Source organism: Paenibacillus sp. JCM 10914 (assembly GCF_001315105.1).
In the GTDB taxonomy this organism is placed as follows: Bacteria; Bacillota; Bacilli; order Paenibacillales; family Paenibacillaceae; genus Paenibacillus_AQ.
Genome location: NZ_BAZR01000004.1, coordinates 101067 through 124324, shown reverse-complemented (window position 1 = coordinate 124324; position 23258 = coordinate 101067). Strand labels below are relative to the sequence as shown.

Here is a 23258-nt window from a genome sequence, read left to right as displayed (position 1 = left end):
TATTATTATTATTGACCTCTCATTTGAGCCAGGTTAGCTTGCCATTTCTCGGTTTTGTATGCGAGAAGTTTAGCATACCCAGCTGATTGAGCATCAGCTTCTGCCTTATCAAGCACGGCGATTACTTCAGCTTCGTCCTTCGCGAACAAAGCTTTCGCTCTAGCTTCTGTATAGATATCTTCTACACGCTGACGGATAATTCCTTCTTCGCTTTCTGGAGCTGGATCAAGATTAACATATTCGGTTGCATTGCTTTGTGTTTTCCAAGTAACTTCATACTGCCATCGAGTTGACCAGTTACGCTGATCTTCTGGCAATGTACTCTCGAACTTCGCTTTGGCTGTATCAATAAATACGGTGTTACCGTTCCATTGGATATTTGTTGTATCAGCTTGCAACTTACCAAGCCCAGCAGCATCGCTTACATACTTGTCTGTGAACTTCGGTGTAACTCCGTCATCTTCAAGTCCATCCCAGTATCCGCCCTCAGGTCCCCACATGAGCAGTGTTTGACCTTCAGGTCCAGTGTACCAGTCAAGGAATGCAAAGATCGCTTCTGGATCTTTAGCTGCTTTCGTGATTACGCTTACGTTCCAACCCAATTGGTTGTAAGTACCTGGGAAGATTTTATTCTTATCCAGACCTTCCTTGTGGATTGGCCAGATCATGAAATAGCCGGCATCTGGATCTTTAGCAATAAGCTCACCATGAGCGTTCATCGCATTCTCAGTCGGACTAGCCGCTGCATATACAGCCACGCGCCCTGTCATAACTTTTTCTTTAATTTGATCAGAAGTTTGAGTCAAAGCATCTTGCGAGATAAGTTTATCACGGAACAACTTCGCCGCATAGACCATCGATTCGCGATACGTTGGATCTGTGAAGATCGAAGTCAATTCATCACCGTTAGGTACACCACGGATGGTAACCCAACGTGTGCTTGCATCCTCTTTGAAAGCAGAATACAATACGTCAACGCCTTGTCCTTCAATACCTGGCTCGAACGGTACAACCTGGTTGCCATACTTCGCTTTAACAGCTTCCAGATATTTAGCCAAATCATCTGTAGTTTCGAGTTTAGGCTCGCCAAGCTCTGTGTAAATCTTCTTGTTCACTACATATCCGGCATTACCATTTGGCTGGCTCGTGTACCAGTTCGGGAATTGATACAGCTTGCCGTCAGAGGAACGAAGCATGTTAAGACCCGCATCGCCCATCCATTCCTTCAGGTTCGGATATTTATCAAGATAATCGTCAAACGGTACGAGCATATCGTTTTCTCTCAATTTCTCAACGTCTGCACCGCGCTCCAACCACAACACATCCGGCAGATCGTTCGAAGCGATCATCGTGTTATATTTCTGAGCAGCGTTGCCTTGAGAGTTAATAGCCGTTACGTTAACTTTTTTGTTCTCTTTAATCCATTCAGAAGCTGGGTCGGCACCCCAAGTTGGCATCGTATACCAGTCATAATGGCCATAGAAGCTAAAATCAAGCGGCTCTTCGCCCAGTACATACTTGTCGGATGCTGCTTCTGTTGGTGGATTGCTTGTACCTGAATCTCCCGTATTAGGAGCCGGATCTGCCTGGCCACCCCCACCGCCGCTACATGCCGATAGCATTAATGCCGCCGCTGTGAGAAGAGCTGTAACCGATGTGGTCAGAGATTTTTTTCTAAGCATCATTCTCTAATTTCCCCTTTCGTATTCCACTTGATATTTATGTCTAAAGCTTAGCTTCAAACAACATATTGGGTTAGCAGTCCGGGGGACTACTCTTTCAAAGAACCTACCAATACACCCTTAACAAAGTGCTTCTGAACGAATGGATATACCATAATGATAGGTACAGTTGCAACGATCATGGTTGCCATCGATAGCGATTTGGTAGTTACGCTTTGCATCTTAGACAGAACTGCTTGCGAAGCAGGATCAAGGTTCGCCATTTGTTCTGACATAATGTTCGAATTCAGAATCTGGCGCAATATCGTCTGAATCGGAAGAAGTTCCTCTTTGTTGATATAAATGCTTGGCAAGAACCACTCATTCCAGTGAGAAACCGCCGTGAACAAAGACAAGGTTGCAATAACTGGACCGGATAAAGGCAAAATAATCTTGAAGAAGATACCCCAGTTGCCTGCACCGTCAATTTTGGCTGACTCCTCCAGACCATTCGGCAATCCCTGGAAGAAAGTACGGAAGATAATCATATTCCACACGCTTACCAATCCTGGAATAATATATACCCAGAACGAGTCCATCAAGCCCAAGCCACGAATGAGCATAAAGCTTGGAATCAAACCGCCGGCGAAATACATCGTAATGATACACATAATCATATAATACTTACGGCCAATCAGTTCTCGCTTGGTCATACCATAAGCCAAGATCGATGTAACCAATACGGAGCCAATCGTACCTACGATTGTACGAGCAACCGATATACCAAAGCCCGTTAACAATCGTTGATCCTGAAAAACTATGCTGTAATTCTCTAGTGTGAAATCTCTAGGCCAGAATGTGACTCCCCCGAGCGATGTATCAGCTCCTGAGTTAAAGGATACGACCAGCGCGTTCCAAAACGGATAAAAGGTCACAAACGCCAGAAGTGCCAGAAAGATATATATTATGATCACCATAAGGCGATCACCAAATCCTAAACGTACCAAGTCTACCCGCTCCCTTCATCACAATGTGCTTTTACCATAGACTGTTACCTGATCTGCGTGCAATAAGATTGGCGATCGTCAGAAGCATCACACTTATTACCGCTTTGAACAAGCCGACAGCCGTTGCATAGGAGAACCGGGAGTTTTCAATACCTATCCGGTAAACGTAGGTATCAATGACATCTGATACTTCTCTTAATACGGGATTCTTCGCCAAGAGCAAGATATCTTCAAATCCTGCCGTCATCAAGTTACCGATATTGAGAATCATGAAGATAATGACAACCGGCATAATCGAAGGCAACGTAATGAAGAAGACTTGACGGAATTTACTTGCACCGTCCATATCTGCTGCTTCGTACATGTGCGGGTCAACCCCTGCTACAGCCGCCAGATAAACGATAGACGAGAACCCGATCTCTTTCCAGACATTGGTCGTTACGAGAATCGTCCAGAAATACTCCGGAATCGATAGGAAGTTAATCGGTTCATCAATCAGATTCAACTTCTCTAACAGGATGTTGATGCTTCCGTTATCGGTTGCGAGCAAAGATACTGCAAATCCCGAAACGATAACCCAAGATAGAAAGTGAGGCAAATAACTGACCGTCTGAACCAGTCTCTTGAAGAACATATGCCGGACTTCATTCAGCATGAGTGCCAGGATGACAGGTGCTGGGAAGCCGATTAAGAATTTCAGCAAACTGATCACAATCGTGTTGCGCATAACGTTCGCGAATTCCGGTGCTTCAAAGAACATCCGGAAGTGCTTCATTCCAACCCAAGGACTTTCTCCCATCCCTTTGAATATGTTGTAATCCTGAAAGGCCATCAGAATTCCGTACATTGGGACATAACTGAATACAAAGATAAGTGCGAGTGCAGGCAGAACCATTAACTGTATGTCCCACTGCTTGAAAAAGCGTATGAGCTTACTGTCTCTCTTCCGCTCAGGAACAGGTTCCTGTTCAACGGATATTTGTGCCATAACGAACCCCCCGTGTTGAAGTGTGCCATGAAGTTTCTCTAATGTTGTCATTGTAAAATATATTAGCGCGAATAAATATTTGCCTATTCAACGAAAAATGATAATATTCAATCGAATGTTTAAACGCTTACACATAGTGGTATATATATAAGTTGCACAAAAAACCCCTCATACTAGAGGTGTAGCACATCGTCTACGTTCTCTAATAAGGGAGTTTATTAGATAGGCCAAGCCCGTGACACTACGGGAAGCCTGGTCAACATTGAAGGGGGGGTGCAGGTTCGCTCTCTTTCATAAGCATGCAATTTAAGGGAAGCTTCATGATGAGATTCAATGTTGTGAAGCATGCATCTAAATCTGCAAGCTTCCCATAAACGTAGTTAAAGTAATTATCGTTGCATAGTATAATAAAGCACACAGTTCAGCGCTTCTATCGCTGGATATCTAACTCGGTCGATTCTGCTCCGGTATACGAATGACAGCGCTATCTTCATTAGATACTGTAACAGTCATCTTGTGTATGGTCAATGGATCATATAATCCAAGTTCAAACATTAATTATATTATTTTAAAATTTTTCGGATGTGTCTTGATGCAGTATGTACATGCCTCCTGTCCTTGTTATTCCTAAAAAAGACCCATCACGATGTATCATCGCAACAGGTCTTCATGAAAATGTTTTATGATTTGCTCTTAACCCTAACCGGCGGCAGCAGCTTGTTCTTGTTTAGCGTCCGCTTGATCTCCCACGTCTCAGGCTTATCCTTCTCATACTGTTCCAAATAAGCAATGACTTCTTTCGTGATCGGTGTAGGTGTCGATGCCCCAGAAGTAACGCCAACTTTCTCAACGCCCTCAAGCCATTCGCGCTTCAGTTCCGTAACGTCGCCGATCCGGTAAGCTCGAACGCCTGCAATCTCTTCGGATACTTGGGCGAGTCGATTGGAGTTATTGCTGCGCGGGTCTCCTACAACGATGACCAAATCCGCTTGACCGGCTTGCTCGGCCACCGCTTCCTGACGAACCTGGGTTGCCAGGCAGATCTCGTTATGAATCTCAGCCCCCGGAAACCTCTCCAGCAAGCTCTTCATAATATGCTTAATATCCCATTGGCTCATCGTCGTCTGATTCGTAATGATGATGCGCGATGAATCAAACTCCAATAGCTCAATCTCTTCTTCGCGCTCAATCAAGTGCACATGCTCAGGTGCGATCCCAATCGCACCTTCCGGTTCAGGGTGGCCTTTCTTCCCGATGTAGATAATTTGATAACCCTCAGCCGACTTTTCGCGAATCAAGTCATGGGTCTTGGTCACATCCGGACATGTAGCATCCAGTGTCGTTAAACCTTTATCCCTGGCAAGTTTGCGCACCTCCGGGGATACACCGTGTGCCGTGAATATAACGGTGCCACTCTCCACCTGATTCAGAATCTCTAACCGATTCGGACCGTCTAATGTAATGATGCCTTCGTCTTCAAATGATTCGGTGACATGACTGTTATGAACAATCATGCCGAGAATATATATAGGCCGGGGAAGATCCAGATTCTGCGCCGCCTGCCTTGCAAGCACCATGCGTCTACAACTCCGTAACAATAACCTCTCGGCGAAATTTTTAGGACTTCGATGATCGTCACCTGCTTTCAGAAGAATTCCTTCGTGATCTAGTCTATTATAACCCTATTCCAGTGGGGGAGCAAAGACGATGGGCAGCCAGACGATAAAGGTGCTGCCCTCTCCACTGCGAGTCACAACCTCGACAGACCCTTGATGTTCGTCAATAATCCACTTGGCAATGGACAATCCAAGCCCTGTGCCACTCGTAATGCCTCTGGATTGATCGGCGCGATAGAAGCGCTCGAAGATAAATGGAACCTCGCTCTTATCCATACCGATACCGGTATCGGCAATCCGAAGTCCGATCTGCCCCTTGAACAGCACGACATCGAGACTGACTTCACCTTCCGGTGTATACTTGAACGCATTCTCGATAAAGATGAACAGCATTTGCTGCAGATAATCCTTGTTGCCGTTGACGTAGATTCCGTTCAGGACGGACAGACTGCCCACATGCCACTCCGCCGATTTTTCCAGGAAATGAGCACGTCTGGCAACTTCCTCGACCAGCGGCTGCAGCGCAATGGGATCAAGCTCAAACGTCTGTCCTGTATCCGCCCGTGCCAAGGACAGCATGTCGTTGACAAGTCGGCTCATCCGCTTCGCTTCATCGGAGATATCCCCGACCGCATCAAAGGAGATATTCTTGATTGTCTCTTCATCCAGATCTTCTCTTTCGCCAGGCTCTACCTTCCACATCTTCTGCAACAGATCCACGTTTCCGCGAATCGTCGTTAGCGGCGTACGCAGTTCATGGGAGGCATCCGAGACGAAGCGCCGCTGCGCGGCATACGCATCTTCCAGCTCTTTATAAAAACCCTCGGTCCGCTCGAGCATCCCATTAAACGTACCGATTAACTGCCCAATCTCGTCCTGTGGGCCATCGTATTCAATGCGGACGCTAAGGTCGGTTCCCTTCTGGATCTGCTCCGCTGCTTGCGTGACTTTGCCGATCGGCTTCATCGATTTGCGAGCTAGGAACAAGCCGAGAGTGGAGGCTATGGCAAGCGTCGCGGCTGTACCCATGATGAGGATGGACTGGAGGCGATCGAGTGTTTGATCGATGGTGCGTGTGTTCACCCCTACTTGAAGCCATCCGAATAATTTACCCGAATTCGTTTCAACAACAGGGGACTGGTACACAAGGAAAGATGCCCCATTAAATGAGAACTGCTTATACTCTCCAGGTTTCGTCATATTTAATGCTTTCTCAATGGATGGTTTATCAAATTGCAAACCACTGAATTCCATATTACCGGATTTCCAAATAGATCCGTTATAGAATGTATACAGCTGTACATACAGATCCGCTGCCGCCAAATTTTTCTCTGAGGAACGATCAGGTAAAAGCGCTACCGACGAAGATGTGTATCCAATTTTATTGGCTTCCTGCTCCAGCCGCTGCTTTAACTCCTCGTACGTATACAAATGCACAAACCCATAAACCGCTGAGCTGAACATGACCAGCGTTACGAACAAGATCCCTGTATACCAAGCTGTCAATCTTAACCGAATGGACATGCTAATTGTCTCCTCTTAGAATATAACCAGCTCCGCGGATCGTCTGGATCAGCCGCTTCCCTCCATGTTCCTCGGTCTTCTGCCGGAGCATGGCGATATACACTTCCAGCACGTTGGATTCCCCGCTGTAGTCATAACCCCATATTTTATCCATGATCAGGTCGCGGGATAACACCCGCTTCGGATTCTGCATAAACAAATGCAATAGTTCGAATTCCTTGGCCGTCAGCTCTAGCCTCTGTCCGCCACGAATAACTTCTCTTGCGTCCGTATCCATCACGAGCTCCTCGAAGGTCAGCCTGTGGTTAGAAGAATCGTCGCCTGTTTTGCGGCGGAGCAAAGCACGAACGCGGGCAAGCAGTTCCTCCAGCGCAAACGGCTTCACCAAGTAATCATCGGCACCCGTATCGAGTCCCTTTACCCGGTTCTCGACTTCGTCTTTAGCGGTGAGCATCAGGACCGGGACTGTACTCCCGCCCTCCCGCAATCTTCGCAAAGCTTCAAATCCATCCACCTGCGGCATCATTACATCCAGAACGACCACATCCGGCTCCTCGCTTAATATAACTTTCAAACCTTCCGCTCCATTCGACGCGGTCAGTACGTCATAGCCCTCGAACGCAAGACCTCTGCGCAGCATCGAGATAATCTTCTCATCATCATCCACAATTAATATCCGGGATCGCATATAGCGGCATCTCCTCTATCTTCTAACGTTTCAACTAATATGACTGTAACAATCCCATTATATCGGTCAGTCCAAGCACAAGACAAGCGGAAGGGATCGGTCCCTTCCGCTTGTTGTCCTTGCTTATCTTCAGGGTTACGGCTGTTGTTGCTGCTGTTGCTGGGAAAGATCATACTCGTTCTTGTCGCCGATCGTCAGCGGCAGGTCAATTGTCTTCCCGTTACGCACGACATTGAGCGTAATTTGATCCCCGACATTCTTCGATTTAATAAAATCCACCAAATCCTGAGAAGTCGGTTGCTTCTCCCCATCTGCCCCCACAATGATATCGTATTGGCGCAGATCAGCTTCGTACGCTGGTGATCGGAATACAACACTGTCCACATAAGAACCTTCCGTAACATCGGTTCCAAGCGTCTCCGAGATCTGAGGCGTGACGGTTCCCAGATTAGCTCCGATGAACGGTACCGGTTCTTTCGGTACTTCCTCGTTATTCTTCAAGTATTCCAGCACTTCCTGAATCGTACTGGCTGGAATCGCAAATCCGATGCCCTGCGCCTCTGCGCTTACGGCCACGTTCATGCCGATTACTTCTCCTTGAAGGTTAAGCAGCGGTCCGCCGGAGTTACCCGGGTTAATGGAAGCATCGGTTTGCAGTAAGTGCTCATAGTTACGTGCTGCTTCTCCATTGGTACCTTGAATGTCGATTGCACGCTCTTTGGAGCTAAGTACGCCGGCAGTTACCGTATGATCGAAACCGTGCGGGTTACCGATCGCTACCAGCCATTCCCCGACCTTGAGCGAATCAGAATCGCCCAACTGGACGCTTGGGAAGTCATCCCCTTCAATCTTCAGTACCGCCAAGTCGAGCTCATAACTGGAGCCGAGCAGCTTCGCTTCATAAGGCTTCTTGTTGCCCTGCACCGTCACCTGAATGACATCCGCACCATGGATAACATGTTCGTTCGTCAGGATATAACCGGACTTGTCGAAGATGAAGCCGGACCCAATTCCGGACGGCTGCAATTGTTGCGAATCTTGGCCGCCGTCACCGCTATTGCCACCATTTCCATTATTACCACCGTTGCCACCCTGACTGCCACCGCCAAAGAAATACCAGAACGGGTCATTCAGGTTACCGCCAGAGTTCTGGCGATTCCCGCTCTTAACCAGCGTCTCAATCAAGACGACGGCAGGACTGGCCTGATCAACCACGGTTGCTACATCGCCCTGACCCGAAGGAATCAAAGCTGATGTCGTAGTAGCTCCGCCGTTATCATCCACGTTAGCCGAAGTTTCTTGAGCCGGCTCAGAGGAGTACGCCTCATCAGGAGTAAACAGATTCGTACGGTCTGCGGCAAACATCAGGCTTGAGATCACGATAACACCTGCCAGGAATGACAATAGCACCGTCTTCACGGAATTTTTAGGATTCTGGCTGTAGTTCCATTGTTTGCTCCTGCTCATCGAATCGAGCGGCCCGCCACCGCCACCTTGGCTGCCTCCAGCAGATTGCGATTGAGAGAAACTTGAGGACGGTATCGGTTTCACAGGTTGGGGGGTGGTGACCTTTACTTCCTGTGACTCCCTGGTCGGATTTGCTCTGTTGGACATGTCTTCCTCATCGCTCGATATGGACTGAAAGGGTCCGTATGAATAGTAGTATGAAGACTTGCCAGAATCTGAATCTAGTCGTTCAGGTTCTTCCTTATGATTCGCCTCATGATTCCCCTCATCATCCGGATAGCCGTAACGTTTTCTTTGATCGTCCATATATTTACCTCCTATTAAAATCACTTGGTTCAAGTGGTTTAATATATTAATTGTCTTTATTGTGTACTATAAACCTTAACCGTACCTTAAAAACAATTAAAAGGCAGATAAAAAGAACAATCTTTAGCGCTAAAGATCCTGATAAGCATAAAATCAGGTCGTTTTCACCCAACCCTTACGATGTGCAAAAATCGCGAGTTGCGTTCGGTCCTCCAGCTCACACTTCATCAGCAGATTGCTGACGTGTGTCTTCACCGTCTTGATGCTGATATGGAGCTCCTCCCCGATATCCTTGTTGCTCTTGCCTTCGGCAATAAGAAGCAGCACTTCCTTCTCCCGTTCGGTCAAACCGGACTCATCCTCATTGACCATATGACGGCGTATCCCGCGCGTCAACGCCTCCGATACGTCCTTCGTCATGACCGGCATGCCACGAAACGCCCCTTGCAGGGCATATATCAATTCATCTGCCGATACGGTTTTTAACACATAACTAACGGCTCCGGCTTCAATGCATTCCACTACAAGATCATCTTCCAGGAAGCTAGTGAGAATGACGATCTTCTGGTCGGGGAATTCGGAGATGACCGCACGTGTCGTTTCCGCTCCGTTCATAACGGGCATCATTAAATCCATCAGAATCAGATCGGGCCTTGACGCCTCATCCCCTTCCCGCAGATAATCTACCACCTCTTGCCCGTTAGCAGCTTCACCAATAACTTCAAATCCTGGGTCAAGCGATAAATACGTTTTTAAGCCCATCCGAACCATATCATGATCATCTGCCAGCAGTATCCGAATCGTCCCCATGTTTCCTTCGTCCCCTTCCTATTCCGCCGGTACAGCCGGCACTTCCTCTTCTGCCTGTTCCTCTTGTGCTTGACCCTTGTTGTCATCTTCGTCGAATAACGGTATATTCACGCGGACTGTCGTTCCAGCACCTTTCTTACTGATAATCTCGACTTGTCCGCCAAGTTTCTCTGCCCGCTCACGCATCGTGGATAACCCATATGAGCCCTGCTTGCCGGCAATCTCATCAAATCCGATGCCGTCATCACTAATGCTTAGTATAACGCGCTTCTGATCTTCATGCAGCGACATGCTGATCATGCTTGCACCTGCATGCTTGACCACGTTCGCAATCGCCTCCTGAATGATCAGGAACAATTGATGCTCAATGGCGTCAGAAATACCGCCATAGACCTCCACATCCTTCATGCCCTTCAGCCCATTCTGCCGGCAATAGTCCGGGAACCAACGTTCGAGCGCTTCTTCGAGTGTACGACCTTCCAGCTCCACGGGCCGCAACTGGGCAATCAGCGCCCGCATCTGCTTCTGCGCTACGTGAGACATCTCGATGAGCTGGCTCAACACCTTCTCACCGTGTTCAGGATTCCGCTGCAGCACCGCAGGCAGTGACGAAGCAGACATATGAATGGCGAAGAGCTGCTGACTAACCGTGTCGTGCAGGTCACGAGCCATGCGGCGGCGTTCCTCAAGCACGGCAGCCTCCGCCGCGATTTCTTTCTCAATGACATCCTGCTCGCCGAGCCGCTGCAGCAGCTTCATCTTTTTTTGCAGCGCCTCTGTCATGCCGTTGAACTCATCATATACTCTGGCAAAAGAGCCATCTTCCATCGCCGGCAGGCGTACATTCAGATTGCCCTTGGCAACTTGCAGCATATTCAAATGCAATAAATCCAGGGGACGCTGGATACGCTGCCCGGCAATATAGCCGGCGATCCCGGTAAACAGAAGTACACCGACTGCATAATAAAACCACAGCCGGTTATCCTCGATATGTATGTAGCCGGATTGGTCTGCTGTATACAGGAAGACAGCGACTCCGGCCCCAATCAACAGGAAGTAAAACATGATCACCCATTTTGTATTTTTCAAAAATACCATCATGAACTCTAACCTACCTTATTCACTTTGACATCACCGATGAATACGCTGACCGTAATTCGGATTTTCTTACCCGCTTCCCTGTAATACGGGCTCTCCAGTCCGGCATTGCTCATAAATCCGCTCCGGCTCTCCTCTAACACCTTCATATCCCCAATGAACGAGTTCGTGTTCACCTGGATTCCCACATCGGTATCATTCGGTACGAACACCTTCACGTCGCCGATAAAAGCGGATATGTTAATCTTCGTCTCCCCGTAAGGGATTTGAGCCTTCGTTAAATCCAGTACCGTGTCCCCAATGAATTGCGAAATATTGGTCGGCTTCAATTGGAAATAATCTTTGCCCATATGAACATCGCCGATAAATGAAGATTTATTTACGGTGTCATGACCATGCCAGGAGTAATTATCATGTTCATGGTATTCTTCATGGTTATGCTTGTGCCCATTATTATGATGATCGTCATCCAAGTCGATCTCGACTCGGAAGCGGCTGCGATCACGACCCTCCTGACGATGACGCTCCGTCCCTTGTTCCTGCCAGCGATAACCACGACTGCGGCCTGCTGTGTCATGCTCGGATGTCGGCTCTGAATCAATAGGGGTCTTGTCAGCCTTGCCAAATCTCCGTTCAAATTCTTCATCGAATGATGAATCGAGCGGACGCGCTTCCGGTGGCTCGGGGAATTTCATTTCTTCACGACGTTGCGGGCCGAAGTCGTCTGGACTTGGCGGTGACGGCGGAGGCGTATGGTCCTTAGGTCTAAGAATGACCTGCAGTCCAAAACCGATTAAAATAATAGGAATCGCATATTTAATCAAGTCACCGAAAGAGAAATGGACCACGCCCAGATTATTCGCCAAGAAATACGAGCCGATAACAATCGGGACAATGGAACCCCATAATGCTCCTCCTCGGGCATAAATTAAGCTCTGCAGCCCGAAATATATGAGAATTACCGGCCAAAAGGTCGAGAATATATAACCGATACTGATGTCAATGACACCAAGCTGGTTGAGAAGAAACAATGCCCCGATGCCGATAAGCAGCAGTCCTGTACTAAACTGACTCCATCCTTTTCTACTCATGTTCATCCCCTTGCCTTTCTATGTCTTTTATCTTAACTACAGTGTACAACATATATGATGGACGCAGTTAGCGGCGTCAGAATGAAAATGATCTCCGTCTCTAGACCGAGTCGGTGGATAAATATGGGGATAACCATCACCTTATGAAGACATAAAGGCCTTCGCGAGAACGCGAAGGCCGATGTACATGTGATGTGCCAATAAAAAGCCCTTCATTAGGCACGGTTGTTGATTCCGGTTGAAATCAAGCTCCGTGGCAACTATTGCTTACTGATTGGCATTATTATTTTGCTTCTTCGAAGATTTTTTAGCGCCAGCTACATTTTGTTCCTCTGCAAACTCAGCGTTAAACTTCTCGTTTGGTGTTTTGAAGTTCTCATTGACTTTATTCTTTTTAGCCACAGTATTCACCTCCCTATCCATCAGCCATACCATCATCCTCTTCAGAGACTTGGGTCTCCGAAAAATAGTATGCGATGAACAGGGGGGCATTATTCTGAGCTAGATCGATTCATCGAGCACAGACGGTGGCAGAAAATGATAGGTTTCGATGGCTTCTCCCAGCATCTGCAGCATCTCTTCTGTACATTTGCCGCTGCCGGTCTTAATGACTTGAACTTCCACATCCTTCTTGCCCCACTCCTTAAATACTTGCTTGGTGGTGGCAAAATACAAGTCGATCTTCTGACCTTTAATGGCCGAGCCGATATCCGCTACGATTCCGTAACCATAGTCTGGAATATAGAGAATACTCCCAAGTGGAAAAACCTTTGGATCTGCGGCAATCGTTGATAACGTATTGCGATCACGCTTAACCTTCACACCGGAGTAGGTGATGCCATATTGCGGATGGCCCGGTTTTTTTCCGGTTGATTCATAACCCGCGGTATAACCCGTTGCCGTTACTTTGACGGTATTCAGAACCTGATCATCTCGAGGTGCCAATACGGCCATGGATGAAGAAACTCTTCGCTTCCCCTGTTCCTCTGGATCAGGAACGTTCAGATAGCGGTGCATATCACTAAATCCTACGACCGAGAACGCATAATACTTCGACATTTCCACATAATCGGAGCCCGAGCGTTCAATTGTCTCCACATACTCGTTACGGCTGATATCCGTCGTCACATGGGATTCACTGAGTATGATATTGTAGGCGTCCGCTGTATAAACCATCGCTTGTGAGCTCACCGCTACAATAAAGAGGCAGCACAAAAACCTCTGCCATGTTTTCCATTGATTCATGAGAATACCTCCCCCTTACTAGCGAGGTTCCCACTTCTTCTATGGAATATACGTCATGGCAGAGGCCCTGATCATGCTACAGTATTGGCGATAGGCGCTTAAACTACATGGGTGTTAATCTCTTCGCGCAGCTGTGCAATGATGCCTTCAAGCGGCTGCGCTCCGATGTCGCCTTCTCCGCGCTTTCTCACCGAGACGGCCCCGGCATTCATTTCATTCTCTCCTACGATAAACATGTACGGGATTTTCTCAAGCTGTGCTTCGCGAATTTTGTAGCCGAGCTTCTCGTTGCGCAGATCCGGCTCGACCGATATGCCAGCGAATTGCAGCTTCTCTGCTACTTCCTTCGCGTAACCCTCGAAGGCGTTCGATACAGGGATGACTTTCACCTGTACAGGAGACAGCCACAGCGGCAGTGCACCTGCGAAATTCTCCAGCAAGAACGCCGTGAAGCGTTCCATCGTGCCGAGAATACCGCGGTGAATAACAACAGGACGGTGCTTCTGACCGTCATCTCCGATGTACTCTAACTCAAACCGCTCAGGCAGCAGGAAGTCGAGCTGAACGGTGGACAACGTCTCTTCCTTACCCAGTGCGGTACGGATCTGTACGTCAAGTTTCGGTCCATAGAAAGCCGCTTCGCCTTCCGCTTCATAGAATGGCATATCCAGGCTTTCCACAACCTCGCGCAGCATGCGCTGGGACATCTCCCACATCTCGTCGTTCTGGAAGTACTTCTCGGTATCCTGAGGATCACGATAGGACAGGCGGAAACGGTAATCATGAATACCAAAATCCTTATAGACCGTCATGATCAGTTGGATCACTCGTGCAAACTCTTCCTTAATCTGATCGGGACGGCAGAAAATATGCGAGTCGTTCAAGGTCATCGCACGCACGCGATGCAGTCCTGTCAAAGCGCCGGACATTTCGTACCGATGCTGCATGCCCAGTTCAGCAATCCGAATCGGCAAATCCCGATAGCTGTGCATGTCGCTCTTGTATACCATCATATGGTGCGGACAGTTCATCGGACGGAGCACCAATTCTTCATTGTCCATCTCCATCTTAGGGAACATGTCCTCTTGATAGTGCTCCCAGTGACCGGATGTCTTGTAAAGCTCGACATTTCCGAGTACCGGCGTGTATACGTGCTGGTAACCGAGACGCTCTTCCATATCTACAATATAACGCTCCAAGGTACGACGAAGCTTCGCACCGTTAGGCAACCAGATCGGCAAGCCTTGTCCAACAAGCTGGGAGAACGTGAACATCTGCAGCTCCTTGCCCAGCTTCCGATGATCCCGCTTCTTTGCTTCTTCGAGCAGGTGAAGATGCTCTTCAAGCTGTGCTTTTTTCACAAAAGCCGTACCGTATACACGCTGCAGCATCTTATTCTTGCTGTCACCGCGCCAGTAAGCGCCCGCCACATTCATTAACTTAAAGACTTTAATCTTAGAGGTTGAAGGCACATGAGGGCCACGACAAAGATCGAAGAATTCCCCTTGCTCATAAATCGTAATGACGCTATCTTCCGGAAGCGCGTTGATCAGCTCCAGCTTATACGGATCGCCCAACTCACCGAATATGCGCAGCGCTTCGGCACGGCTCACTTCCTTGCGAACGATCGGCAGGTTCTCGCCGATAATACGCTCCATCTCTTTTTCGATTTTTTGCAAATCCTCGGGATTCAGAGGCTCCTCAAGATCCATGTCATAATAGAACCCGTCCTCAATCACAGGACCAACGCCGAGTTTGACTTCCTTGGCACCATATAGGCGTTTAGTCGCTTGGGCAAGCAAATGGGCTGTGCTGTGACGCATCACTTCAAGGCCTTCCGGCGAATCCTGAGTCACAATCTCAATCGCTGCTCCATCCTCAAGCGGTGTTGCCAAGTCCACAACGACACCATTCAATTTGCCTGCCACTGCGTTCTTTCTCAATCCGCTGCTGATCGAAGCGGCAACATCCTCGATGCTGCTGCCCGCCTCATACTCGCGAAGTGATCCATCTGGTAATTTAATGCTGATTGCCACCCTGCATTCCTCCTGAAATACTAATTTCTTCACGTGTTCTAACTCCAACTTTGTTGCGGACGACTAAACAACGCAAAAAACACCCGTCCCGGAAAAGGGACGAGTGTTATACCCGTGGTTCCACCCTAATTCGATCTCACCAGCATGGGATGTCTATCGCATCCGGTAAGATCCTTCATCAGCATGAGATAACGGTCATGGACCGGTGTAGCCTACTTGATCCGTTCCGAAGGCGGGACGGGGTTCGACAACACAGCTATAAAGGGGTAAATCAATGGCGTTACCGAAGGAAATTGCAGCCGAAGTTTCCTCTCTCTGAACGGTCGTACCCGTTGATTCATGTCTTTGGTCAGTGCTTTTGCTTGAACGTGAATTTATCAGTAATTATAAGCCCGACTCCTTGGAAACGTCAAGTCGTCATCCGGCCGCTTCCGAGAAATGCACTGCATTCCGGACAACTGCAGCACACTTCGGCACGAGCGTCGAATATGTGGGTCAACGTCTCAATCACCGGTAATTTCGGCTGTCTCGTATGAATGATCATGCGGGCAGGGGAGACGGAAATCAGCGTGCTGACCACCATATCTTCGATCTCCATCTCTTGATCAAGTCGTTCCATCACCAATCCTTCTTCCTTCGGCCGATCCACCGGACGCAAATTGCCATCCAGCAACAGGAACTCCTCATCGCCTTTGTGAATGACGTGGACCAGAGGCATTTTGGGTTCTTGAAAATACACAAAATATTTCAGCAAACTTACAAACTCTTCATATTGCTGATCCAGCATGAATTCGTCCACCGCATATTCGGCCATCTCCCGCAGTTCCTGTTCGTAAGCCTGAAGCCGAAAGGTCAGGAAACCATCCAGATTCAGATCGGGAGCTTCCGTTAAGCACTGGTAAATCCCTTCGGTCAGCTTGCGTCTTCGACTCTGCCAGAAATCACCGGAGGTGCCTTCTTCCTTGCTTAGCAGGGTGAGGAACCATTGCAATATGCGCTGTGCTTCTTCCGCATCATCAAACTCGAATTCAGAGAACATTAACCGCGTAGCAATCTCCTGCTCTTTTTCTTCCGTAATATAAGCAGTGACCGCTTCGGAGACGAGTTGCCGCAGCGTTTCAGCGGTTATGGTCCAGCTCGACAGCGGCAATTTGCCGCTACATGTCCAATAGACACGATCTGCCGAAGCACTGAATGAAAATTTCAGCTGCTTGCATTGTTTATGTAGCACTCTTTGCTTGTCTGATAATATTCGGCGAAACGCCTTTTTCTCATCCTCGGTCCGCGTACTGACAGAAATGCTGAACAGTTCCATGGAATCACTCCTTTCGAGTTCCCCTTTCAGTATATGGGGAGCTGCTCGGGGATATACGAAACTGTGCAATGGAAAAACAAGCAAGTCCAACAATAACCAAAAAGGGACTGCTGGCCAGGCCTGAATCAGGCCGGACTTTGCATTCCCTCAAGGTTTGAATCGATAATTGAATTAGTTCTGCATGACAAAATCACGTTCAATGGTACTGTTGTCTTCGAACACGCGAAGAATATCATAACGGGTGTTGCGCTGGGCAGGAATATTGCCGCTCTCGCGAATCAATTGAATAATCGACTCGATATTCACCTTATACACAGCACCTGCTGAGGATACAACATTCTCTTCCATCATTGTGCTGCCAAAATCGTTACAGCCGTAGCTGAGCGAGAGCTTGCCTACTTCAGGCCCCATCGTCACCCAGGACGATTGAAGGTTTGGAACGTTATCAATCGCCAGCCGCCCGATAGCAACCGTCTTCAGGTACGCTTCAGGCGTCTCACGCTCCCGTTTCAGGTTCGTGTTGTCCGGCTGGAACGTGAACGGAATAAACGCGAGGAAGCCTTTGGAATCGTATCCGTTCTGGATACATTCATCCTGAGCATCCCGTACGCGATGCAGGTGCAGCGCGCGTTCCTCCATCGTCTCGCCAAGACCGATAACCATCGTAGCCGTCGTATTCATGCCAACTTTATGAGCGGTCTGCATTACATCCATCCACTGACGCCATGTGCCCTTGAGACGGCTGACTTTCGAACGAATCCGGTCGTCCAGAATTTCAGCGCCACCTCCTGGCAAGGAATCCAATCCCGCTGTATGCAACTCACGCATAACCTCTTCCAATGTAAGCCCGGAAATCTTCACCATTTTCATAATTTCGGCTGGAGAGAAGGAATGCATCGTGATGTTAGGGAAACGTTTCTTAATGTTACGCAGGAGGTCTGTGTAATACGTGAACGGCAGATCTGGATTTACCCCGCCCTGCATCAATATTTCGGTACCGTTCACATCTTCGGTTTCCTGAATTTTCTGGAAGATGGTCTCATCTGGCAGTACATAGCCCTCTGAAGATCCTGGTCTGCGATAGAACGCGCAGAAACGGCAGTAGACATCACATATATTCGTATAGTTAATATTCCGGCCAATAACAAATGTTGTGATCGGATCTGGATGCAAGCGCTTCGTCATGACGTTTGCCGCATGTCCAATCTTCTCGATCTCGTCACTCTCGAACAGCGTTACGGTATCTTCCAGGTTCAAGCGCTCGCCGCGCAAAGCTTTATCCAATATACGGTTTACCGCACTCATAATTGCAGTAGCCTCCCTTACTTCACACAAAATAAAAAATAATTAAACCTCGTCTTCCCCATCCTACCACATTCTTGCAACAAAAACGACATCCTGTCTATGACAAGATGCCGAATACAAAATTTGGAATTTTGCTGAATTTAAGCTCGTAAAGCCTGATCCAGATCAGCTATCAAATCGTCTATATCTTCGAGCCCCACCGAGAAACGCAGCAAGCCGTCGGTGATTCCGCGCTCATGCCGCACCGTCTCCCCCATCGCTGCATGCGACATCATCGCCGGGTACGAGAGAATGCTCTCCACGGCACCCAAACTTACTGCAACAAGCGGAAGCTGTACCTTGTTTAATACTTGTTTGGCCCGTTCGCCTGAGCCAACATCGAAGGAGACAACGGCGCCATAACCACTGGCTTGTTTCTCGTGCACCTCACGCCCGGGATGATTCAGCAGCCCTGGGTAGTACACGCGCTCGATGTCGCTACGTCCCTGCAGCCAGGCTGCGAGCTTGGCAGCGCTCTGCTCAGAATGCGCCATCCGAGCGCTCAGCGTCTTCATTCCACGCATCAGCAGCCAGGAATCCTGAACGCCAAGCACGGTACCTAAACCATTCTGCAGCGCCTTCAGCCGTTCGCCCAGCTCATGCGTTCTGGCCACTGCAAGGCCGGCAAGCACATCGCTGTGACCGCCCAGAAATTTCGTTGCACTGTGAATGACGATGTCCACGCCGAATTCAATCGGACGCTGATAATATGGCGTCATGAACGTATTGTCCAGCAGCGTGAGCAATTCGTGTTCTTTGGCCCATTCCGTCACTGCAGCAACATCGGTTATTTTCAGTGTGGGATTGGAAGGAGTCTCGATGTAAACCGCCTTCGTATTAGGCTTCCATGCCGCTTTTACTTCATTTAAGTCCGTCATATCCACGAACGTGGTTTCGATGCCCATCCGGTTTAGAATACTCGTTAATAATCGGTAGGTTCCACCGTACACATCCTCCGTGACAATCATGTGATCGCCTGCGGACAGCAACATGAATGAGCTTGAAATAGCCGCCATGCCGGAAGAGTAGGCAAACCCGCGTGCACCGCCCTCTAGTATCGCGATGTAGTCTTCCAGCGCTTGCCTTGTCGGATTACCGGAACGGCTATAGTCATGCAGTGGCGGATTGAAGACATCATCGTGATGAAACGTTGAAGCCTGATAAATCGGAACGCTTGATGCGCCCGTAGCCCGATCAATCTCACCGCCGAAATGAAGAAGCTTGGTCTCAAATCGCAACGGTTCTTGTTCCTTGTTAGACTGCTTCTGGGATCGGGTGCCGATGGTTGTTGGTTTCAAACTCACTGCTGTTTACCTCCCTCTACTTCAGCCATAGCTGCATTCAGTGCTGCATCCAGATCAGCTATCAAATCTCCTGCATGCTCGATGCCCACCGAGAACCGAAGGAGACGATCATCGACTCCGATTGCTTCCCGAATCTCCAAAGGAATATCAGCATGGGTTTGAACCGCCGGGTACGTCATCAACGATTCGACACCACCAAGACTCTCCGCGAATGCGATCAACTGGATATGCCTTAACACTGGTTCAACGTAACGCGCATCCTTGACTTTAAAGGAGAAGATGCCCGTATTGCCGCTGGATTGGCGATTCTGAATCTCATGGCCCGGATGATCGGGGAGTGCAGGATAATAAACCTGTTCGATCGCCGCATGCGTCGTCAAAAAGGTGGCTACCGCAGTGGCATTGCTCTCATGCCGTTCCATGCGTAGTGCCAGCGTCTTCATACCTCTCATAAGCTGATACGAATCGGACGGGCTTAACACGGCACCGATCGAGTTATGCAGGAATGCCATCTCTTCGGACAGCGCTTTGCCTTTCGTGACGATAATTCCTGCCAGCACATCGTTATGCCCACCTAGATATTTCGTGGCACTATGTATCACGATATCTGCTCCGAGCTCCAGCGGTCTTTGGAAGAACGGTGTCAGGAGTGTATTATCGACGATGCTGATCAAGCCGTGATGAGAAGCCCATGTACAGACAGCTTCAATATCGGTAATCATCATAAGCGGATTGGTCGGTGTTTCAATGAAAAGGGCTTTCGTGTTGGCTTGTCTGGATTGTTCCAGCGCATCAAGATCATTGGTGTCGACATAAGTTGCTGTAACACCAAACTTGGACATGATTCGCTCCAACAATCGGTAAGTCCCCCCGTAAAGGTCGAGGGATACGATGAGATGATCTCCTTGCCCGAACATCGCAAATATGGTTTGCAATGCGGCCATGCCGGAACTGCAGGCGAATCCGGCGTCACCGGATTCGAGCTGTGCGCACGCATCCTCCAGCACTTGCCGGGTTGGATTCTTCGTACGAATATAATCAAAGCCTGTACTCTGGCCAAGCTTGGGATGGCGATAGGCCGTCGCCTGATAAATCGGATACGTGACTGCACCCGTGACCGGTTCTTGCACCGATCCAATCTGAGCCAACCGGCTCTCTATTTTTAAAGGCTCCTTCTCCATGTACATATCCTCCAATCGGAAATTTGCTATATTTGTGGACCAATATCGTATGGCGTTTCTTGATATACATAGTAATTGAGCCAGTTTGTAAATAATAAGTTGGCATGAGCGCGCCATGTGGATGGAGGATTCCGGGTCGGATCATCATTCGGATAATAATGACGCGGCAGATCAATATCCATCCCTTTGGCAGCGTCCCGGTCATACTCCCACTTCAGGGAATCGGAGTCATACTCCGAATGTCCAGTTGCAAAAATCTGTTTGCCGTCCTTGGTTGCTACTAAGTAGATGCCTGCTTCTTCGGATTCCGAGAGAATAACTAGATCATCGATTCCCGTAATGTCTTCACGTCGAACTTCTGTATGGCGGGAATGGGGCACGAAGAACATCTCATCAAAACCGCGCAGCAGCTTGGTACAGGGTTCATTAATCGTATGGGAGAATACGCCAAAGCATTTTTGGTCCAAGGCATATTTAGGTACACCATAATGATAATAGAGCCCCGCCTGTGACGCCCAGCAAATATGCAGTGTTGATGTGACATGGCTCTTGGTCCATTCGAATATTTCCTTAAGCTCCTCCCAGTAATTCACATCCTCGAACTCGAACTGCTCCACGGGAGCTCCGGTGATAATCATACCGTCAAAGCGTCGATTCTTTACTTCTTCAAACGTTTTATAGAACGATTTAAGATGCTCTGCCGATGTATTCTTCGACACGTGAGAGCTTGGATGAAGCAGAACGACATCGACCTGGAGCGGCGAGTTCCCGATCAACCGCAACAATTGAGTCTCGGTTGTCTCCTTCGTCGGCATTAAGTTCAAGATCGCGATCCGCAGCGGACGAATATCTTGTTGGAACGCTTGCGTCTCATCCATAACAAAGATATTCTCCCCTGATAGAACCTCCTTGGCCGGCAAAGCGTCTGGAATTTTGATTGGCATTCGTGATTCACTCCTTCAATAAATTATGAAATGTACATCATTCAGCTGTGAGAAAGAGCGTTAGACTGTGCAAACGCAAAGAAGACCCTTCTCAGTAGAGAAAGGTCGACATATACGTATCACCATGCGCCTCTCTCATCTGTCAGACTATACGCGGCTCATGATAAGCGAGCGTATATCCTGCAAGAATTAGCACCGTGCGATGTTGCCGCCGGTTGCCGGGTTTCATAGGGCTAGTCCCTCCACCTGCTCTTGATAAGATTTCGCTGTATTTAATTGTCTTCTTGATTGATACTTACTTTAAATCATCCGGGATGCTTCGTCAAGATGCTTTTCTTGCTATCGTCACATTTTGCTCATCGTTACCATACCCTGTGCTATGGCAGAGTTGATGCCGGTTTTCAGCCTTGAAAGGTCCAATCCTCGGCGTTATACTAGACAAGTGCTACAACAACCTGAAAAAAAGAGGTGACATGGAAAATGGACGGTGACCCGAGCCAGTTAACAGATACCCAGGATGCTGGGCCGCATAGGATAAAGATCAGCTTACCGGCAAAGGGGAGCGTTATTTTTCATGCACTTTTATTAAACGTGTATCTTCCCTGAACTCATGCCCGTTTACCGGTTCGCTGATATCTTTATGCCTGCTCTTAAGTCAGGCTTGTTATACGAAAAAGGAGTGATATCAGATGAAAATCCGGTTGGTTGATTCGGGTATATTTACCCCTATTGATGACATTGAAATGACGCTGACAGCTCCAGCCAGCGGCTTCTACTGGCTGGATTGCGACGTGGACGATTTAGCTGAACTGCAGCCTTTATTCTCGCTTCACGATCTTGCTGTCGAGGACTGCCTCAGTGAAGAGGAGCAGCGTCCAAAAATCGAAATATATGAGAACCACTATTTTATTGTCGTGAACAGTATTCGCTTTGATGACGAAGAAATCTTCCTTCGTGCCCTTAACATATTTCTTGGTCGTCATTTCATTATTACGGTTACCAAACAGAAGATTCACGAACTGCGCTCGGTAAAACCGCTGTTGTGGGAAGATGAGGTCAGCACACCAGACCGCTTCCTCTATATTCTGATCGACTTGGTAACCGACAATTATTTTACGGTAGGGGACCGCATTGAAGCGAGAATCGAGAAGCTTGAAGAAGACATTCTCATTCATACCAAGAAGACGCACCTGAGCGAGATTATCGGTCTGCGTAGTGAAATACTATGGCTCAAGAAAGTGCTTGGACCACAGAAAGAAGTAATCAATACTTTGAACAAAAAAGACCTGCGGCTGATCGACGATCAGCTCCAGAAATACTTTAGTGACATCTATGAGAATGCGGTCAAGATCTCCGAGACTTTCGAGACGTACCGGGACTTGATGGGTAACCTTCGAGAAGCTTACCAGTCCAGCATCGCCAATCGCGCGAATGAAATCATGCGTGTGTTTACCGCCATTACGACGATCTTCATTCCGTTGACGCTCATTACCGGTATATATGGAATGAACTTTGATAACATGCCGGAGTTGCACTGGAAATACTCGTATTACTTCGTAATCGGCATTATGGTGTCCGCCGGTTTACTCATGTTCTACCTGTTCCGCAAAAAGGACTGGATTTGATGATTATG

Annotated in this window: 18 protein-coding genes, 1 pseudogene and 1 riboswitch; of the genes and pseudogenes, 1 reads left to right on the top strand and 18 read right to left on the bottom strand. The window is 48.3% G+C overall.

Translation table 11 applies throughout. The features are described from left to right. Positions 1–8 precede the first annotated feature (8 nt). The 18 genes and pseudogenes from JCM10914_RS07850 to metA form a co-directional block, all read right to left on the bottom strand. Positions 9–1685, bottom strand: coding sequence for an extracellular solute-binding protein (locus tag JCM10914_RS07850; RefSeq protein WP_023959318.1), 1677 nt, complete (start codon positions 1683–1685; stop codon positions 9–11). Positions 1686–1771: 86 nt separating this feature from the next. Next, the gene (locus JCM10914_RS07845; protein ID WP_036717351.1) at positions 1772–2668 is read right to left on the bottom strand and encodes a carbohydrate ABC transporter permease; all 897 of its coding nucleotides are present in this window, start codon (positions 2666–2668) and stop codon (positions 1772–1774) included. Between the two features lie 31 nt (positions 2669–2699). Beyond that, positions 2700–3656, bottom strand: coding sequence for a sugar ABC transporter permease (locus JCM10914_RS07840; RefSeq protein WP_023959314.1), 957 nt, complete (start codon positions 3654–3656; stop codon positions 2700–2702). A 680-nt stretch (positions 3657–4336) separates the two neighbouring features. Next, positions 4337–5286: pseudogene (locus tag JCM10914_RS07835) on the bottom strand (4-hydroxy-3-methylbut-2-enyl diphosphate reductase). Positions 5287–5338: 52 nt separating this feature from the next. Next, positions 5339–6796 carry a cell wall metabolism sensor histidine kinase WalK gene (locus tag JCM10914_RS07830; protein WP_023959310.1) on the bottom strand — a complete coding sequence of 486 codons (1458 nt, stop codon included), beginning with the start codon at positions 6794–6796 and terminating at the stop codon, positions 5339–5341. A gap of 1 nt (position 6797) precedes the next feature. Next, a complete protein-coding gene (locus JCM10914_RS07825; RefSeq protein WP_023959308.1) occupies positions 6798–7484 on the bottom strand; it encodes a response regulator transcription factor in 687 nt (228 codons plus the stop codon). 135 nt (positions 7485–7619) lie between these two features. Next, positions 7620–9257 (bottom strand): S1C family serine protease, encoded by a 1638-nt coding sequence (locus JCM10914_RS07820; RefSeq protein WP_023959306.1) that lies wholly within the window; start codon positions 9255–9257, stop codon positions 7620–7622. Positions 9258–9410: 153 nt separating this feature from the next. Continuing rightward, positions 9411–10067 (bottom strand): response regulator transcription factor, encoded by a 657-nt coding sequence (locus JCM10914_RS07815; protein ID WP_023959304.1) that lies wholly within the window; start codon positions 10065–10067, stop codon positions 9411–9413. A gap of 18 nt (positions 10068–10085) precedes the next feature. Then, entirely contained in the window at positions 10086–11168 is a 1083-nt protein-coding gene (locus JCM10914_RS07810; protein ID WP_023959302.1) for a sensor histidine kinase, read from the bottom strand. Between the two features lie 5 nt (positions 11169–11173). Next, entirely contained in the window at positions 11174–12262 is a 1089-nt protein-coding gene (gene liaF, locus JCM10914_RS07805) for a cell wall-active antibiotics response protein LiaF (protein WP_036717348.1), read from the bottom strand. 261 nt (positions 12263–12523) lie between these two features. Then, entirely contained in the window at positions 12524–12658 is a 135-nt protein-coding gene (locus JCM10914_RS31280; RefSeq protein WP_269433865.1) for a hypothetical protein, read from the bottom strand. Positions 12659–12757: 99 nt separating this feature from the next. Then, positions 12758–13501, bottom strand: coding sequence for a 3D domain-containing protein (locus tag JCM10914_RS07800; protein WP_023959298.1), 744 nt, complete (start codon positions 13499–13501; stop codon positions 12758–12760). A gap of 98 nt (positions 13502–13599) precedes the next feature. After that, positions 13600–15537 (bottom strand): threonine--tRNA ligase, encoded by a 1938-nt coding sequence (gene thrS, locus JCM10914_RS07795; protein ID WP_023959296.1) that lies wholly within the window; start codon positions 15535–15537, stop codon positions 13600–13602. A 409-nt stretch (positions 15538–15946) separates the two neighbouring features. After that, positions 15947–16852: a putative sporulation protein YtxC gene (locus JCM10914_RS07790; protein WP_023959294.1), complete on the bottom strand. Its 906-nt coding sequence runs from the start codon at positions 16850–16852 to the stop codon at positions 15947–15949. A gap of 171 nt (positions 16853–17023) precedes the next feature. Then, positions 17024–18157: a cyclic dehypoxanthinyl futalosine synthase gene (gene mqnC, locus JCM10914_RS07785; RefSeq protein ID WP_023959292.1), complete on the bottom strand. Its 1134-nt coding sequence runs from the start codon at positions 18155–18157 to the stop codon at positions 17024–17026. A 140-nt stretch (positions 18158–18297) separates the two neighbouring features. Further along, positions 18298–19479 carry an aminotransferase class V-fold PLP-dependent enzyme gene (locus JCM10914_RS07780; protein ID WP_036717410.1) on the bottom strand — a complete coding sequence of 394 codons (1182 nt, stop codon included), beginning with the start codon at positions 19477–19479 and terminating at the stop codon, positions 18298–18300. Positions 19480–19496: 17 nt separating this feature from the next. Further along, the gene (locus JCM10914_RS07775) at positions 19497–20681 is read right to left on the bottom strand and encodes a PLP-dependent transferase (RefSeq protein WP_023959289.1); all 1185 of its coding nucleotides are present in this window, start codon (positions 20679–20681) and stop codon (positions 19497–19499) included. 26 nt (positions 20682–20707) lie between these two features. Beyond that, the gene (gene metA / locus JCM10914_RS07770; protein ID WP_023959287.1) at positions 20708–21625 is read right to left on the bottom strand and encodes a homoserine O-succinyltransferase; all 918 of its coding nucleotides are present in this window, start codon (positions 21623–21625) and stop codon (positions 20708–20710) included. A 132-nt stretch (positions 21626–21757) separates the two neighbouring features. Beyond that, positions 21758–21887, bottom strand: a riboswitch (SAM riboswitch). A gap of 427 nt (positions 21888–22314) precedes the next feature. On the opposite strand from metA, the gene corA reads away from it, so the two are divergent. Then, positions 22315–23250, top strand: coding sequence for a magnesium/cobalt transporter CorA (gene corA / locus JCM10914_RS07765; RefSeq protein WP_023959285.1), 936 nt, complete (start codon positions 22315–22317; stop codon positions 23248–23250). Positions 23251–23258: the final 8 nt, after the last annotated feature.